Origin of the sequence: Peptoniphilus grossensis, assembly GCF_001940285.1 — a bacterium.
GTDB classification, from domain to species: domain Bacteria; phylum Bacillota; class Clostridia; order Tissierellales; family Peptoniphilaceae; genus Peptoniphilus_A; species Peptoniphilus_A faecalis.
This window is the reverse complement of record NZ_MJIH01000001.1, coordinates 190,126-205,426: the sequence shown is the minus strand read 5'-3', so window position 1 is coordinate 205,426 and position 15,301 is coordinate 190,126. Positions and strand designations below refer to the sequence as shown.

At 29.9% G+C, this 15,301-nt stretch carries 19 protein-coding genes; 18 read left to right on the top strand and 1 reads right to left on the bottom strand.

All coding sequences use genetic code 11. From position 1 onward, the window contains the following. Position 1 precedes the first annotated feature (1 nt). The 8 genes from BIV18_RS01025 (at position 2) to BIV18_RS00995 (ending at position 5,001) form a co-directional block, all read left to right on the top strand. Positions 2-619, top strand: coding sequence for a glutathione S-transferase family protein (locus BIV18_RS01025; protein ID WP_075658854.1), 618 nt, complete (start codon positions 2-4; stop codon positions 617-619). 122 nt (positions 620-741) lie between these two features. After that, on the top strand, positions 742-921 hold the full coding sequence (locus BIV18_RS11195; RefSeq protein WP_268875138.1) for an NADPH-dependent FMN reductase: 180 nt from the start codon (positions 742-744) through the stop codon (positions 919-921). After that, a complete protein-coding gene (locus BIV18_RS11190) occupies positions 918-1,289 on the top strand; it encodes an NADPH-dependent FMN reductase (RefSeq protein ID WP_328585302.1) in 372 nt (123 codons plus the stop codon). Before BIV18_RS11195 ends, BIV18_RS11190 begins: the two co-directional genes overlap by 4 nt. Positions 1,290-1,411: 122 nt before the next feature. After that, positions 1,412-2,011: a hydrolase gene (locus BIV18_RS01015; RefSeq protein WP_075658852.1), complete on the top strand. Its 600-nt coding sequence runs from the start codon at positions 1,412-1,414 to the stop codon at positions 2,009-2,011. 96 nt (positions 2,012-2,107) lie between these two features. After that, a complete protein-coding gene (locus BIV18_RS01010; RefSeq protein ID WP_075658850.1) occupies positions 2,108-2,539 on the top strand; it encodes a MarR family winged helix-turn-helix transcriptional regulator in 432 nt (143 codons plus the stop codon). Further along, entirely contained in the window at positions 2,520-3,368 is an 849-nt protein-coding gene (locus BIV18_RS01005; protein ID WP_075658848.1) for a pirin family protein, read from the top strand. Before BIV18_RS01010 ends, BIV18_RS01005 begins: the two co-directional genes overlap by 20 nt. A 95-nt stretch (positions 3,369-3,463) precedes the next feature. Continuing rightward, positions 3,464-3,739, top strand: a complete 276-nt coding sequence (locus tag BIV18_RS01000; RefSeq protein WP_075658846.1) for a GNAT family N-acetyltransferase — start codon at positions 3,464-3,466, stop codon at positions 3,737-3,739. A gap of 14 nt (positions 3,740-3,753) precedes the next feature. Further along, on the top strand, positions 3,754-5,001 hold the full coding sequence (locus tag BIV18_RS00995) for a hypothetical protein (protein WP_083635512.1): 1,248 nt from the start codon (positions 3,754-3,756) through the stop codon (positions 4,999-5,001). 188 nt (positions 5,002-5,189) lie between these two features. Here the strand turns inward: BIV18_RS00995 and BIV18_RS00990 are convergent, their stop codons facing one another. Next, complete coding sequence (locus tag BIV18_RS00990; protein WP_075658842.1) at positions 5,190-6,056, bottom strand: NAD(P)/FAD-dependent oxidoreductase; 867 nt, start codon at positions 6,054-6,056, stop codon at positions 5,190-5,192. A gap of 306 nt (positions 6,057-6,362) precedes the next feature. On the opposite strand from BIV18_RS00990, the gene der reads away from it, so the two are divergent. From der to BIV18_RS00940, 10 genes are read left to right on the top strand one after another with little or no spacing between them, the layout of a single operon-like run. Continuing rightward, the gene (gene der / locus BIV18_RS00985) at positions 6,363-7,703 is read left to right on the top strand and encodes a ribosome biogenesis GTPase Der (RefSeq protein WP_075658840.1); all 1,341 of its coding nucleotides are present in this window, start codon (positions 6,363-6,365) and stop codon (positions 7,701-7,703) included. Beyond that, on the top strand, positions 7,700-8,290 hold the full coding sequence (gene plsY, locus BIV18_RS00980) for a glycerol-3-phosphate 1-O-acyltransferase PlsY (RefSeq protein ID WP_075658838.1): 591 nt from the start codon (positions 7,700-7,702) through the stop codon (positions 8,288-8,290). The genes der and plsY overlap by 4 nt, the downstream gene beginning before the upstream one ends. After that, positions 8,287-9,294, top strand: coding sequence for an NAD(P)H-dependent glycerol-3-phosphate dehydrogenase (locus BIV18_RS00975; protein ID WP_075658836.1), 1,008 nt, complete (start codon positions 8,287-8,289; stop codon positions 9,292-9,294). The genes plsY and BIV18_RS00975 overlap by 4 nt, the downstream gene beginning before the upstream one ends. A 51-nt stretch (positions 9,295-9,345) precedes the next feature. Then, positions 9,346-10,593 carry a biotin/lipoyl attachment domain-containing protein gene (locus BIV18_RS00970; protein WP_075658834.1) on the top strand — a complete coding sequence of 416 codons (1,248 nt, stop codon included), beginning with the start codon at positions 9,346-9,348 and terminating at the stop codon, positions 10,591-10,593. A gap of 9 nt (positions 10,594-10,602) precedes the next feature. Further along, complete coding sequence (locus BIV18_RS00965; protein WP_075658832.1) at positions 10,603-11,313, top strand: YggS family pyridoxal phosphate-dependent enzyme; 711 nt, start codon at positions 10,603-10,605, stop codon at positions 11,311-11,313. A gap of 9 nt (positions 11,314-11,322) precedes the next feature. Then, positions 11,323-11,772, top strand: a complete 450-nt coding sequence (locus BIV18_RS00960; protein WP_075658830.1) for a cell division protein SepF — start codon at positions 11,323-11,325, stop codon at positions 11,770-11,772. Next, the gene (locus BIV18_RS00955) at positions 11,766-12,548 is read left to right on the top strand and encodes a YlmH family RNA-binding protein (protein ID WP_075658828.1); all 783 of its coding nucleotides are present in this window, start codon (positions 11,766-11,768) and stop codon (positions 12,546-12,548) included. Before BIV18_RS00960 ends, BIV18_RS00955 begins: the two co-directional genes overlap by 7 nt. Positions 12,549-12,557: 9 nt before the next feature. Next, positions 12,558-13,013: a signal peptidase II gene (gene lspA / locus BIV18_RS00950; RefSeq protein ID WP_075658826.1), complete on the top strand. Its 456-nt coding sequence runs from the start codon at positions 12,558-12,560 to the stop codon at positions 13,011-13,013. A gap of 3 nt (positions 13,014-13,016) precedes the next feature. Then, complete coding sequence (locus BIV18_RS00945) at positions 13,017-13,919, top strand: RluA family pseudouridine synthase (protein WP_075658824.1); 903 nt, start codon at positions 13,017-13,019, stop codon at positions 13,917-13,919. A gap of 1 nt (position 13,920) precedes the next feature. Next, a complete protein-coding gene (locus tag BIV18_RS00940) occupies positions 13,921-15,297 on the top strand; it encodes an NAD(P)/FAD-dependent oxidoreductase (protein WP_075658822.1) in 1,377 nt (458 codons plus the stop codon). Positions 15,298-15,301 lie beyond the last annotated feature (4 nt).

The window sequence follows — 15,301 nt, the reverse complement described above, 5'->3', positions numbered from 1 at the left end:
TATGAAGCTTTATTATGCACCGGGTACATGTGCTGTATCCATTTGGATTGCTCTTCATTGGTTAGGAGCAGATTTTGAGACAGAAAGAGTTAAGTTGGGATCTTATGAATACAAGAAGATCAATCCCTCTGGAGCGGTTCCTGCTCTTGATATGGGAGATGGAAATATAAAAACCCAAGCAGGTGCAATATTATCATATATTGCAGATAAGTACAAAGAAAAAGATTTAGGACCAGACGAAGGTCTTGAAGACGAATTTTTATTTAATCAGATTTCAGCATTTTTGTCTGCAGACTATCATCCAGCTTTTTGGCCAATGTTTGGCCCTAAAAATTACACAACAAGTAGAGATGAGAAAGATTTAGAGAAGGTTGTTGAAGCTGCATATAAAAAAATTGATAGCGTTGCAATAATTTTGGACAATATGCTTGAGGGAAAAACTCATATTTACAAGAATAAAAGAACAGTTCTTGATGCCTATGCTTATATTTTAAGCCGTTGGCTTTCAAAGACACCAAAGTCTTGGACTGAATATCCAAATTTAAAGAAGTTTATGGAAACTATGGAAAATGACGAGGAAGTTCAAAATATTATAGAACTTTCTACAAAAGAAATTTAATAGGTCTTTAAAAGACTTTTTACTAGGTTTTAGCATGATCTTTTAAAAAATTAAACTTAAATTCATGCTAAAAATTTTTACAAAAAATAAACATCTAATTAGATGTATTTAAGGATGGTTTTATGAAAATTGGATTAATTGTAGGTTCTTTAAGAAAAGAATCGTGGAATAAGTTGGTAGCATTAACAGCAAAGGAATTATTTCCAGAGGATGTGGAAGCAAATATTATTGATATTTCAAATGTTCCACTATATAATCAAGATTTGGACGAAGACGAGCCAAATGAAAATTTTAAAAAATAAGAGAAGAGGTAAAAAAATATGATGGTTTTATTTTCTTCACACCAGAATACAACAGAAGTTACACACCTGCAATAAAAAATGTAATCGATGTAGTATCAAGAGATCCAGAAGGCAGTGGATTTAAGAAAAAGCCGGCAGCAGTTTTTAGTGCATCCATTGGTGGATTTGGAGCGATGGCAGCAAATCACGCACTTCGTCAATCCTTTATTTATGTGGATTTGATTCCTATGCAACAACCAGAAGTTTATCTATCAAAGGTTCAAGATCTTTTTGATGAAGACAAAAAAATGGTAGAAGGAACTAGAGAGTTTTTAGAGAAGGCTGTTCTTAGTTTTGTTGAGCACGCAAAATTAATAAATAGAAAATAATTATATTAATAAAAGTATCAATTTATTTAAATTAATTAAAAAGCTTTAGCAAAAGTTATTAAAAAAGCAATTTATGCTTTAAATGATAAATATTTAAATTAGTGAAATTCAAGGAGGATATTATGAATTCAAAAAAAATTAGAGATCAAAAAGTCGATCATTTACTAACACCAGAAAACGCAGCTTTTATAGCAATAGACTATCAACCTATTCAAGTTAGTTCTATAAAAAGTATGGATCAAGAAGAACTTGTAAAAAATATTACAAAGACTGCAAAGCTTGCGAAACTTTTTAAACTTCCAACAGTTTTAAGCACAGTTAATGTAAAAAATGGTGAAAATGAACCTCAAATAAAAGAAATTGGAGAAGTTTTCCCAGATATTGAACCAGTTGATAGAACTACAATAAATTCTTGGGAAGATGAGGAGTTTTATGATGCTGTAAAGAAAACTGGAAGAAAGAAGCTTATTATGACAGCACTTTGGACAGAGGCATGCCTTAGCTTTCCAGCACTTGATGCTTTAAAGGAAGGGTATGAGGTCTATGTTGTAGTAGATGCCGTTGGAGGAACAAGTGAAGTTGCACACAAAGCTGCACTTAGACGTATGGAACAAGCTGGAGCAAAACTTATTAGTTTCGCACAACTTGCTTGTGAACTTCAAAGAGATTGGAATAGGGAAGAAACAAAAGAAGAATTTGCAAAAATTTTGTTTAGTAAATAAGAGGCTAATTTAATAAAGCTCACTTTGTAAGAAAAGGATATTTGTTTTAAATTATTTTTGATGGCAATATATCCAGTTAGATTATTGAGGGAGTATATGGATATTTCGTTAAAATTAATAGTAGCACTTCATAGATGCATTGATAAGATCGATAAGAAAACCATGAAACTTGCTCAGGAGGAAGGTTTGACCTTTGGACAGTTTGAAGTTTTGGAAGTTCTTTATAGTAAGGGAGATATGAGCATTGGAAATGTAATGAGAAAGATTTTAAGCAGTGTTGGAACTATTTCTGTTATTGTAAACAATTTGGTAAAACTTGATTATATCGAAAAAATTCCTTGTGAAAGCGACAAGAGAGTTTGCATTTTACACCTAAAGGACAAGGGAAGAGATGTCATTGAAAGGGTTGTTGTTAGAAATACAGAAATGTTAGAAGAGTCTTTTTTAATGTTAACAGAAGAAGAAAAAGAAAATTTGCTCATAATTTTAAAGAAAATTGGAGGTATATATGGAAAGAAAAGTAATTAAAAAAGTACAAGGTTTTAGAACGAAAGACGGTGCAGGAGTAAGCCTGGTAAGAGTTTTGGGGCATGAAACTGTGGAGGATTTCGATCCAATCTTAATGCTTGACTCCTTTGACAGTACAAATCCAGAGGAATATACTGCAGGTTTTCCAATGCATCCACATAGAGGAATTGAAACAGTTAGCTATCTTTACAAGGGAAAAATGGTTCACAAAGACACTCTTGGCAATGAAGATGGAATTGGCGATGGAGAGGTTCAATGGATGAATTCAGGATCTGGGATTGAACATGAGGAAATGGTTCCAGCATCCGATAGACTTCTTGGTGTTCAACTTTGGCTAAATCTACCAAAAAAGGAAAAAATGAGTAAGCCAACTTATAATAAGATTCATAGAGATGAGATTGAAGAAATTGATATTGATAGTGGCATGATTCGCTTGCTTGCTGGAACTTACAAAGAACATCGTGGTTTTGAGGGAGAACACTTGCCACTTGATTATTATGATATTCACTTGGAGCCAAACAAAGAATTTACAATTGAAACAGATCACAATAAATCAGTCATGATTTTCACACTTATTGGAGATGTTTATGTTGGAGATGAACATATAGAAGAAAAAACAGCTGCAAAACTATCAGAAGGCGACAAGTTAACAATTAAAAATGGAGACAATAAGGCACAAGTATTGTTCATGAGTTCTGACAAACTTAATGAAGAAGTTGCATGGGCGGGTCCTATTGTAATGAACACTTCAAAAGAAATCAGACAAGCTTATGAAGATCTTAGAAATGGAACATTTATAAAGGAAAAAATTGAATTTAATGCCGATTAAATTATAGAAGTGAGTTTTAAGCTCACTTTTATAATTTAAAAAGAGTTTAAAATTTTTAAGATTAGGATGTTTTTTATTAGTATAAAGGAGAAATAATGAGAGTAGAATTTGAAAAAAATAGAAATAGAGCGGCACTTTACGATGAGAAAGACAACCTTGTTGGAGAGTCTACATTTTCACCTTCAGATGCGAAATGGATTATAGATCACACATATGTGGATGAAAGTTTAAGAGGCAAAGGATATGCTTCAAAACTTGTAGAAAAGATAGTTGAAAATGCAAGAAAAGAAAATGTAAAAATTATTCCGCTATGTCCATATGCAAAAAAAGAATTTGAAAAAAAACTTGAATATAATGACGTTCTTTTTTAATCAGGAGGTAGATTATGAAGGTAAAAAACTATGTAGAACTACAAAGGGCTTTAAATTCAAAGGAAGATTTAATTGAAATTTATAATTCATTTACAATTCCAAATTCAATCACATTGAAAAAAGGAAAGAAACTTGTTGGTAAAAATAAAGATGTTCTTATAAGTTTTATGAATGGTGAAGGAATTGGACTTGAAGGCGATAATGAGATTAAGAATCTTGCAATTCAAACATCACATAAGGAAAGAGCCATCTTTATAAATTCAGAATTAGAAGATTTAAAAGATATATCCCTAAAAGATCTTACAGTTACAGGTGTAGTTCAAATTCTTACAAGAGGGAACAATAAGTTTTTAAACTTAAATGTTGAAAACCTTGATATTGTTGCTGCTGATGCAAGAGGATTTGTAGAAAGACCTATGAAATATGGCGTAATTGTATACCAAGGAGCATTTACAATTTATAACTTTAATCCATCTAAAGATAGCGAAATAACAGCAAATATTAAGGGATTAAAAATAGGAAGAGAACTTTCACCTGTCTTTGGAAGTGGAGTTTTTATATCAGGCTTTAATGACGAAGGTGGAAAAGTTACAGTAAAGGAACTTGAAACAAAAGAGATATATTCAAATGGAATGATTCCAACGGGTCAACCTAATTTAATTACAGGTGCTATATTTATTGTCTATGGTGCTCATGCAAATAAAATTGTTTCAAATGGAGTTGTTAAAACATATGGAAACAACGATATGGTTCTTGATGTATGGGGAGTTGTGGATGATTGGACAACAAATGAAAAAGTAATTAGCTATGGCTCAAGTGGTATCGGATTTGTAAATTTTGGAACAGTTAAAAAGTTCCTTGCAAACAAAGCAATTGAAACTTATGGTAAAGGCGCCAGAGGATTCAACCAATACGACGGTACTATAAATAATGCCACATTTTATTCAATAAAAACTGTTGGAGACGGATCCATTGGTATGCAATTTTCAAAACCAGTAGGGGAAATCACTATTACTAAATCAGTTGAAACCTTTGGTGGAGAAGGAGAAACACTTGTAAAAGGCGTTATAAAAACTTTAAAAGCAGACGGAATAAGCGTGCTTGAAGGTGCAATAATAGAAAAATTATTTGTCGGAGAAAATATTGAAACAAGGGGCGATGGAGTTATAAGTTTTAATATTGATGGTGGCGAAGTTAAAGAATTTGAAATAAAGGGAGAAATTATTGCAAAAGGAAAGGGTTCAAAAGAAAGAAATATATAGTAAATAAAATGTAAATTATATAATGTAAAAAGTTTTGTGTCAGCTCCTCCTAATAGGTTGGGCTGATATTTTTTAAGATCAAAAAATCGGCAAACTTATATAAGTAAGTCGATTTTTTCTTTGAAATATAATTAATTTTTATTAAAAAGTTTCTAATCTTTGAATTTAAAGCATAAATAAATTTTTTATTACAAGCTTTGACTTGCCTTAATGCCTGCTATTGTTCCATCACATACAGCTGTAGATACTTGTCTTACAGACTTTACTCTGATATCTCCGGCAAAGAAAAGGCCATCAATAGTACTTTCTATATCAGTCTTTACAAAACTATTTTCTAAATCAAAGTTTTCTAAGTTTTTTAAAATATCTGAGTTTCCACTTTGACCAATTTGAACAAAGACTAAGATTTCATCTTTATCTTTAATTGTTTTTCCTGAGGATAATTTTATTTCAGAATTTGAAACTTTACTTACAATCTTTTCACTAGTATGAACTATAATATTTGAACTATCTTCAATTTTCTTTTTAAATTCGTCGATGCAAAGTAACTTATCTTTATCTTGGACTATATGAACTTCTCTTGCAAATTTTGAAATATATAGACCCTCCTTAGCTGCTCCATCGGAACCTCCATTAATAATTACTAGCTTATCTTTTAGCAAATCTTCTTTCCCAAAAGGCCAGTGATAAGATTTAATTTCATCTACCTCAAGTTCTTTAAGTTTAGAGCCTGCTGCATAAATAACTTTTTTAGCTTCATAAGTATCTTTGTCAGTGACAATAATGAATTTATCAGTTTCCTTTTTTATAGATATAGCCTTTTCATAAACCACTTCTATATTAGAATATTTAAGTTGAGCTTCCAATTTTTTTCTAAAGCTTTCGCCTGTTTCATTTTTATCAACAGATGCGTAATGACTTACTTTAGACACATGACCAATTATTCCACCAATTTGCTCTTTTTCTAAAATTAAGATGTCCTTTCCTCTTGCTTTTGCATAAAGGGCAGCACTTACACCACTAGGACCAGCTCCTATAATAATTATATCTTTCATATTACCTCCTATATCCCATCAAATCACTAGGTTTAATAAAATTATAAATCTTTTAGAACTTAATTACAAATAGTATAAAGTATAAATTTATATATTTCTTTAAGGAAGGACAAGGGTTTCTTTTAGAAAAAGAAGCTGTAATACTTAATCAATCAAATAAATTCCTAAAATCATGTCCTACATTGACTCCCTTTACCATAATGGAAGATAAGATTATCAGATTTCAATATTTTTATTCTCAATTGTAAATAGTAAATTGAATCTAATAATTTAATTTGTTATAATCATAAAGATAGGAGTGATTATATGGAAATGCCCATAGTTTCAATAATTGGCAGACCAAATGTCGGCAAATCTACTTTATTTAATAAAATAGTAGGAAGAAAAATTTCAATAACTGAGGATACTCCTGGTGTTACTAGAGATAGGATTTATCAACCTGCATCATGGCTTAATTATAAGTTTTTACTTGTTGATACTGGTGGACTTGATTTAAAAGATGAAGATATTTTTATGTCTAATATAAAGGCACAAATCGATATGGCATTAGAAACATCTGATGTTGTAATATTTTTAGTAGATGGCGCTGAGGGATTAAATCCTACAGATAGAGAAATTTCAAATTTTTTAAGGAAAAATAAAACTAAAGTAGTTTTAGCAGTAAATAAATATGATTCAAAAATCACAAAGGAAAATATTTTTGACTTCTATGAATTAGGTTTAGGTGAACCCATTGCCATAAGTGCAGAACAAGGTACAGGTGTGGGTGATTTACTTGATGTAGTAATAAGTGATTTTAAACCAATTAATGATATGGAAGATGATGATAATATCAGGGTAACTTTAATTGGAAAGCCAAATGTCGGAAAATCTTCGCTTCTAAATTATTTGACTGGAGAAAATAGATCAATTGTTACGGATATCCCTGGAACTACTAGAGACTCCATTGACTCTTTAATTAAATATAAAGACAATGAATATATTTTTGTAGATACTGCTGGTCTTAGAAAAAAGAAAAAAATAATTCCGGGGGTTGAAAGATATTCTGTTATAAGAACCCTTACGGCAATTGAAAGATCTAATGTATGCGTACTTATGATCGATGCACTTGAAGGTGTAACAGAGCAGGATTCTAAAATTGTAGGTTATGCTCATGACAATAATAAAGCAATTATTATTGCAGTTAATAAATGGGATGCTCTTGAAAAAGAAACAAAAACCATGAAAAATTTTGAAAAAGATATTAGAAATAATCTTCCCTTTGTTACTTATGCTCCAATAATATTTATATCTGCAAAAACTGGGCAAAGAGTCAATGATTTCTTAGATTTAATAGAAGTCGTAAACAACAATTACAATCATAGAATCCAAACAGGCGTCTTAAACGATATTTTAAACAAAGCTGTTTTGATGAACCAACCTCCATCTGATAAAGGAAAGAGAGGAAAGCTATATTACGGTTCTCAAGTAAGTGTTAGACCACCTAAATTTTTACTTTCTGTAAATGATAAAGAGTTGTTTCATTTCTCATATCTTAGATATATTGAAAATCAAATTAGAGAAACTTATTCCTTTGTTGGAACTCCAATTATTTTGGAATTAAAAAATAGAATTAGCTCAAGAGCTGACAAAGGACCTAAAAGATGAATTATCTTTTAGTTTTAATTATATCTTATTTTATAGGAACAATTTCCGGTTCCTATATAATCGGAAAATTATTCTTAGATAAAGATATTAGAAATTACGGATCTGGAAATGCTGGCACAACTAATGCAATGAGAGTTCTTGGCAAAAAGGCTGGAGTCTTAACTTTTGCAATTGATTTTTTTAAGGGAGTAGCTGTAACTTATATTATAGGAAAGATTTTTGGAACAAATTTTGTTCCTCTGGGAATACTTGGAGCTGTTATAGGACATGATTTTCCCTTCTACATGAATTTTAGAGGTGGAAAAGGCGTTGCAACAACGCTTGGTGCACTTGCACTTTTTAATTTCCCACTCACTTTAATATGTTATATTGTATGGGTTCTAGGAACTATTCTTACAAAAATAGTTTCAGTTGGTTCAATTCTATTTTTTATTTCTATTATTATTGTCTACACTTTTATGTCCCAACTAAGTATTTCAAATATAATTTTAGTTATCATAATTGCTTTAATTGGAATAATAAGACATAAGGAAAATATTAAGAGAATTATAGCTGGAAATGAAAATAAAATAGGAGGTAGAAAATGAATATTACACTATGCGGTGGTGGAAGCTGGGGGACTGCTATTGCAAGGCTTTTGTCAAATAAAGGACATAATGTTAATTTTTATATTAGAAATAAATCTGTAACTGAAGATATAAGGAAAAATAAAGAAAATATTAAATATCTTCCAGGAGCTAAATTTAACAATGATATAAACTTAACTAGCAATTTGTATACTGTTCTTGACGATATTGATATTTTTGTACTTGCAGTGCCAACATCTAGTGCTAGAGAAATTTTAGAAAGCATTAAGGGAAAAATTTCAAAAAAGACAATTGTTGTGAATTTATCTAAGGGTATTGAACTTGAAACATTGGAGAGAATTTCAGAAATTTCAGCTGAAGTTTTAAAAGATAATTCTTTTGTGGCACTCTCTGGTCCATCGCATGCCGAAGAAGTTGGAAAGGACATTCCTACAACAGTTGTAGCTTCATCTACAGATTTAAAGGCAGCGAAAATTATTCAACATGAATTTTCTACTTCAATTTTTAGAATATACACAAATCCTGATTTAATTGGAGTTGAAATGGGAGGAGCTCTCAAAAATATTATTGCACTAGCAGCAGGAATGAATGATGGACTTGGCTATGGTGATAACTCTAAAGCAGCTCTTATGACTCGTGGAATTTATGAAATGAGCAAGCTTGGTATTGCAATGGGTGCAAATCCGCATACCTTTAATGGATTGTCGGGAATTGGAGATTTAATAGTTACATGTACAAGTATGCACTCAAGAAATAGGAGAGCTGGAATTTTAATTGGCAAGGGGAAATCTATGAATGAAGCTTGCAAAGAAGTTGGTCAAGTAGTGGAAGGTGTAAAAACTGTAAAGGCTGCTTATAAACTTTCTAAGTTAAAAAGCATTGAAATGCCAATAACAAATGCACTTTATCAAGTACTGTATGAAAATTATGATCCAAATAAAGCTGTGTTTGATTTAATGACTAGAAAAAATAAGGACGAAATAGAGCAAATCTTTTTCGAATAATAACATATTGCAGGAGTTTGTGATATAATTATTTGGTGAATAGGTGGTTATTTGAAGAATTTTTTAAAAAAAAATAAATTTTTTAAGAGAAGGCTAATTGCTTTTTTATTTTTTATTATTATAATGATATTTTTTACGAAATTAATAAGAGGCAATCGCATAAATAATTATAAAACAATTTTCCCGACATTGACCACTTTTGAAAAAGACATTGATACAAAAATTTATAATTTATTTGAGGAGAAAACATATTTTTCCATAGGTGATGGTATTGCTGTTTTTCACGCTAGTGAAGGACAAAAAGTTCCAGCTGGTTATGAAGTTGCAAACTTAAATTTAATGGAAGATGTTTCATCTTTAAAAGACGACTTAAATAAAGTTAAAGCTGCATTAAAAATTAAAAAAGGAATTGAACCAATAGAAAAAGAAAATAACCATAGCTTTACAAAAAATCTTCAAGAACAAATAAAAAATAAAAATTATTCAGGAGTTTACTTTGATATTAATTCCTCTGATGAAGTTTCTATAGAAAATATTAACGAAGCAGAGTTAAAAGAGTATCTTTCATTATCTGAAGATACCCTTATGCTTAAAGAGAAGGATTTAGAAGACAAAATTTCTAAATATAATTTTTCATATGTTACTGAATTTAGTGGCATTGTTTCTTATAAAATAGATGGAAATGAAGATTATTTCAAAACTGACAATCTAGATAAATTTACTTATAAATATCTAAATAAAAATTATAATTTTAAAAGCCTAGAAATGGAAACTAAGGTAAAAAATGGAGATCCTCTTTTTAAGATTATAAACAATATCAATTGGAAAGTCGCTTGTACAATAAATAATGTATCACAAATTACAAACTACAATATTGGTGATTCTGTAAAAATTCAAATTCCTGATATTGAAAATCTGTATGGTAATGTAGAAAAAATAAACAAAGATAAAGATCATGCAGTTATAATTGTAAGTCTAGATAGATATTTTGAAAATATGTATTCAAATAGAATTCACGATGGTAAAATTATTGTAAATAAGACCAAAGGGTTTGAAATTCCCAAATCTACTTTAATCAATAGAGATAATTTGACGGGAGTGTATGTTCAAGAGATAAAAGGTCTTGTCAAGTTTGTTCCCGTTGATATAGTTAATGAAAATAGCGATAATGTATTTATTAATAAGGGGAATAAACAGTCTGTGATTAGCATTGGCGATAAAAGTTATAAAACTGTAACTGTAAATGATGCCATTGTATTAAATCCAAAAACTGTGGATGAGTCGAGAATATTAAATTGAGGTGGTATTTTGAATTTAGAAGAAAATTTAAAAAAACTTTATGAAGACATTGAGCTTGCAAAAGATCATTCAAATTTTTGTAGAGATGTCAAGCTTATTGCTGTTTCAAAGACACATCCTGTTGAAATGATAAAGGAATTTAATAAACTTGGTGTTACAGATTTTGGCGAAAATAAAGTTCAAGAGCTTGTTTCAAAAATCGAAGATAAAGAAATTGAAAATAAATTAAAAAATAATAAAATAAATTTTCATTTAATTGGCAATTTACAGACTAATAAAGTAAAATATATTTATGACAAAGTAGAATTAATTCAGTCCCTTGACAGAATAAAATTAGCTAAAGAAATTGATAAAAGAGCAGCAAGGGATAATATTAAGGTCGATTGTCTTGTGCAAATAAATATTGGCAATGAGGCAACTAAATCTGGTATAAAGTATGAGGACACAGAAGATTTTATTTATGAACTTTTAGATTATAAAAATATAAATATAAAAGGGCTTATGGCAATTGCACCTAATAGTCCTGACGAAACTTTGCTAAGGAAATTATTTGAGAAAATGAATATTATGTTTGAAAATATTTCGTCAAAGAACTATGTAGGTGTTGAAATGAAATATTTATCAATGGGCATGAGCCATGATTTTAAATTGGCGATAGAGGAAGGAGCCAATATGATTAGGGTTGGTTCTAAATTATTTGGAAATAGAAATTATAATTAGGAGGATATTATGGCAGAAAAAACAATGGACAAATTAAAGAAAATTTTCGGTTTTGCAGATGAATATGAATACGAAGATTTTGACGATGAGTTTGAAAATGATGTTAAAGAAAATGAAGTGGTTGAACCTACTTATACAACAAAGAGTATTACTCACACTAAATCTAAACCTAGAGTATCATCAAATGGTATGGTAATTACAGTCCACGAGCCACTTTCTTATGATGAATCACCACTTATTGTTGATGATTTAAGAGATTTCAAAGCTGTTGTTCTAAATTTTGAACAACTTGATGTTGATGTTAAAAGACAAATTTTTGATTTCGTAAGTGGAGCTCTTTATGCAGTTGATGGCAAGATGCAAAAAGTGAACAAAGATATTTTTATATTAGCACCAAATAATGTTGAAATCGATGGATTAAAAGAACAACTTAAAAACAATGGAATGTTTCCTTGGTAAAATTAAATAGAATAGATTTAATTAATCATATAAGTAGACCTGAGGAAAGAACTGCTATAAGAAAAGTTATTGATAAGATAGAGTATGTAATGAATAATTATATAACTACATCTACTGACTTTTTAAATCCTCATGAGATTAATTTATCTATTTCCATTTTAAATAGGTTTAAAAATGAGATTTCCTATAAAGTTTTTGGAGGATATGAAGACAGTGAAGCTAATATCATATATATTTATCCAAGTTTTAAATATGAGAATGATGCAGATGATATTGTCTTATTCAAATTTGAATCTAATGAAAAAATTAAACATGGCAATGTGCTTGGATCAATTTTGGGTTTAAGCATAGACAGACGAAAAATAGGTGATATTTTAATTGGCGAAAAATTCACTTATTTTTTTGTTAAAAGAGAAATTGCAAACTTTATAGAAATGAATCTCACAAAAATTTCCAAATATAATGTTATTCTTAGTCGTCAAGAAAAAATCCTTGATCTTCCTAAAAAAGAATTTTATTATAAAAAAATCATTGTTTCATCCTTTAGGCTCGACAATTTAATTTCAAAGGTTTTTAATTTATCAAGATCAAGGGTAAAAAACATGATAAACAATGAATTTGTAAAAGTTAATTTTTCCGTTGAGACTAGATCTCATTTTGAGCTAGATTTGGGAGATCTAGTTTCCTTAAGAAAGTACGGGAGATTTAGAATTTATGATGTAGAAGGAAACACTAAGAAAGGAAATTTTGTCGTTATAGTAAGATTAAACAAATAAGGAGATACTATGTTTGTTGCTATTTTTAGCATTATTTTAATAATTATAGATCAATTCACAAAATATTTGGTAGTTACTTATATTGCAAATGAAAATCCAATTGTTTTAATAGATGATTTTTTGAAATTATACTATATAGAAAATAGAGGAGCAGCCTTTGGAATTTTACAGGGATTTAGGTTTTTATTTGCAATAATTACTATTGTAGTTTTATTAGTTTTAATAATATTTTTAGTTAAAAATTACAATAAGATACCTTTTATTTATTTATTAAGTTTCAGTCTTCTTATTGGTGGAACTATTGGAAATTTTATTGATAGAATTAGGCTTCATTATGTAGTTGATTTTATTAGCATGAAGTTTTTTGGACATGATTTTGCAATTTTTAATTTTGCCGACATGTTTATTGTTATTGGAACGATTTTAATTTCTATTGGAATAATTCTCCATGACAATAAAGGTTGATCTATGTATAAAAATACTTTTGTAATAAATTCAGAGTTTGTTGACTCTAGGCTTGATAAATATTTAAATAAAAAACTTGAAATAAATAGATCACAGATAAAAAAGCACATTGAATCAGGTAATATCCTATTAAATGGAAAAATTGTAAAAGCTGGATATAGTTTAAAAAAAGGCGATATAATTACAGTATCTTATGAAAATGAAAGGCAACTCCTTCCAGAAAAAATTAATTTTAAAATTTTATATGAGGATGATTATCTCGCTATAATATCAAAGCCACAAGGATTAGTCGTGCATCCTGGAGCTGGAAATACTAGTGGGACTCTCGTAAATGGTCTATTATATAGATTTAAAGATTTATCCAATCCAATAGATAAAGAAAGACCGGGAATTGTACATAGGCTTGATAAAGATACATCTGGTCTTATGATTATTGCAAAAAAAGATGAAGCCTATTACAAGCTCATAGAGATGTTTAAAAATCACAAAATTGAAAAACATTATTTAGCAATAGTCCACGGAATTATCGATGAAGATTTTAAAGTTGATGCTCCCATTGGACGAGATCCTAATAATAGAATAAAAATGAAAGTAATAGAAGAAAACTCCAAACCTTCTTCTACAAGCTTTCATGTTTTAAAAAATTTTGATAAATTTACTTTACTTGATGTTCTGCTCCACACTGGAAGAACCCATCAAATTAGAGTGCATTTATCATATGTAAATCATCCAGTTGTTGGTGATGAAACCTATGGTGTAAAAAATAAATATAAAATAAATAAGCAGCTTTTGCATGCTTATAAACTTAAATTTATTCACCCAATAACAGGTAAGGTTGTTGAAATTATAGATGAATTTCCAGAAAGATTCACTGATTTCATGAGCATTTTTAGCGAGGAGAAATAATTTGAATAAGTACGATGTGATAATTGTTGGAGCAGGTGCCAGTGGTGTATTTGCTTCCTATGAATTTAAAAAATTAAATTCAAGTTTAAAAGTTTTAGTAATTGATAAGGGAAATACAATTTATAAAAGACAATGTCCAATAAAAACTGGTAAAGTTGAAAATTGCATTGGCTGTAAACCTTGTAATATTATGAATGGATATGGCGGCGCAGGAACCTTATCTGATGGAAAATATAATATAACTACAAATTTTGGCGGGCAAATGCATGATTATATCGGAAAAGACGAGTCAATTGAATTAATGGAGTATGTAGATGCTGTTCTTTGTAAATTTGACGGTGGAAATTCAAAACTTTATGAAACAACTGCTTCAAATTTAAAAACTCTTGCGCTAAAACACGATCTTCATTTACTTGATGCCAAGGTCAGACATTTTGGAACTGATAGAAATGTAAAAATTTTAGAAAAAATTTTTGAATGGACAAAGGATACTATTGACATGATTTTTAACACAACTATTGTTGATGTTGAAAAAAATGATGAATTTAAACTTACAACTGATAAGGGTGAAATATTTTATTGCAATAAATTAGTTTTGGCTTCAGGAAGAAGCGGTTCAAAATGGATTTCACAAATTTGCAAAAAGTTTAATATTAATTTATTTTCAAATCAAGTGGATATTGGAGTTAGAGTTGAACTTCCTGCCGAAGTATTTAAACATATAACGGACGCTGTCTATGAATCAAAAATAGTTTATCAAACTAAAGGTTACAATGATCTTGTGAGGACTTTTTGCATGAATCCCTATGGACAAGTAGTTGCAGAAAACACCAATGGAATTATAACTGTAAATGGACATTCCTATGCGGATCCAAAACTGCAATCTGATAATACAAATTTTGCACTTTTAGTTAGCAATACATTCACAGAACCCTTTAAAGATTCCAATGAATATGGGGAATCCATAGCAAAACTTAGCAATATGCTAGGCGGTGGAGTTCTTTTACAAAGATTTGGAGATCTTGTTAAGGGAAGAAGATCTGATGCGAGAAGAATGCTTAAATGCTTTACTGAACCAACTTTAAAAGCAACACCAGGAGATTTGTCCCTTGTAATTCCAAAAAGACAATTGGACTCTATTATTGAAATGATATATGCTCTTGATAAGATTGCACCAGGAACTGCCAATGACGACACTCTTTTATATGGAGTTGAAGTCAAGTTTTATAACTCAAGAGTTGAAACTAACTCAAACTTTGAAACTTCAGTAGAAGGTCTCTTTGTAGTAGGAGATGGTGGAGGTGCAACTCATTCGCTTTCACAAGCATCTGCCTGTGGCGTATACGTTGCTAGATATTTAAATAGTATTTTAGGCTAAGAGT

Excerpts from the sequence above, each read along its gene's own strand:
- BIV18_RS01015 (WP_075658852.1), top strand. The coding sequence starts at position 1,412 with ATGAATTCAAAAAAAATTAGAGATCAAAAAGTCGATCATTTACTAACA.
- BIV18_RS00975 (WP_075658836.1), top strand. The coding sequence starts at position 8,287 with ATGAATATTACACTATGCGGTGGTGGAAGCTGGGGGACTGCTATTGCA.
- BIV18_RS00990 (WP_075658842.1), bottom strand. The coding sequence starts at position 6,056 with ATGAAAGATATAATTATTATAGGAGCTGGTCCTAGTGGTGTAAGTGCT.
- plsY (WP_075658838.1), top strand. The coding sequence starts at position 7,700 with ATGAATTATCTTTTAGTTTTAATTATATCTTATTTTATAGGAACAATT.
- BIV18_RS00945 (WP_075658824.1), top strand. The coding sequence starts at position 13,017 with ATGTATAAAAATACTTTTGTAATAAATTCAGAGTTTGTTGACTCTAGG.
- BIV18_RS11195 (WP_268875138.1), top strand. The coding sequence starts at position 742 with ATGAAAATTGGATTAATTGTAGGTTCTTTAAGAAAAGAATCGTGGAAT.
- der (WP_075658840.1), top strand. The coding sequence starts at position 6,363 with ATGGAAATGCCCATAGTTTCAATAATTGGCAGACCAAATGTCGGCAAA.
- BIV18_RS01025 (WP_075658854.1), top strand. The coding sequence starts at position 2 with ATGAAGCTTTATTATGCACCGGGTACATGTGCTGTATCCATTTGGATT.
- BIV18_RS00995 (WP_083635512.1), top strand. The coding sequence starts at position 3,754 with ATGAAGGTAAAAAACTATGTAGAACTACAAAGGGCTTTAAATTCAAAG.
- lspA (WP_075658826.1), top strand. The coding sequence starts at position 12,558 with ATGTTTGTTGCTATTTTTAGCATTATTTTAATAATTATAGATCAATTC.
- BIV18_RS01010 (WP_075658850.1), top strand. The coding sequence starts at position 2,108 with ATGGATATTTCGTTAAAATTAATAGTAGCACTTCATAGATGCATTGAT.
- BIV18_RS01000 (WP_075658846.1), top strand. The coding sequence starts at position 3,464 with ATGAGAGTAGAATTTGAAAAAAATAGAAATAGAGCGGCACTTTACGAT.
- BIV18_RS00960 (WP_075658830.1), top strand. The coding sequence starts at position 11,323 with ATGGCAGAAAAAACAATGGACAAATTAAAGAAAATTTTCGGTTTTGCA.
- BIV18_RS01005 (WP_075658848.1), top strand. The coding sequence starts at position 2,520 with ATGGAAAGAAAAGTAATTAAAAAAGTACAAGGTTTTAGAACGAAAGAC.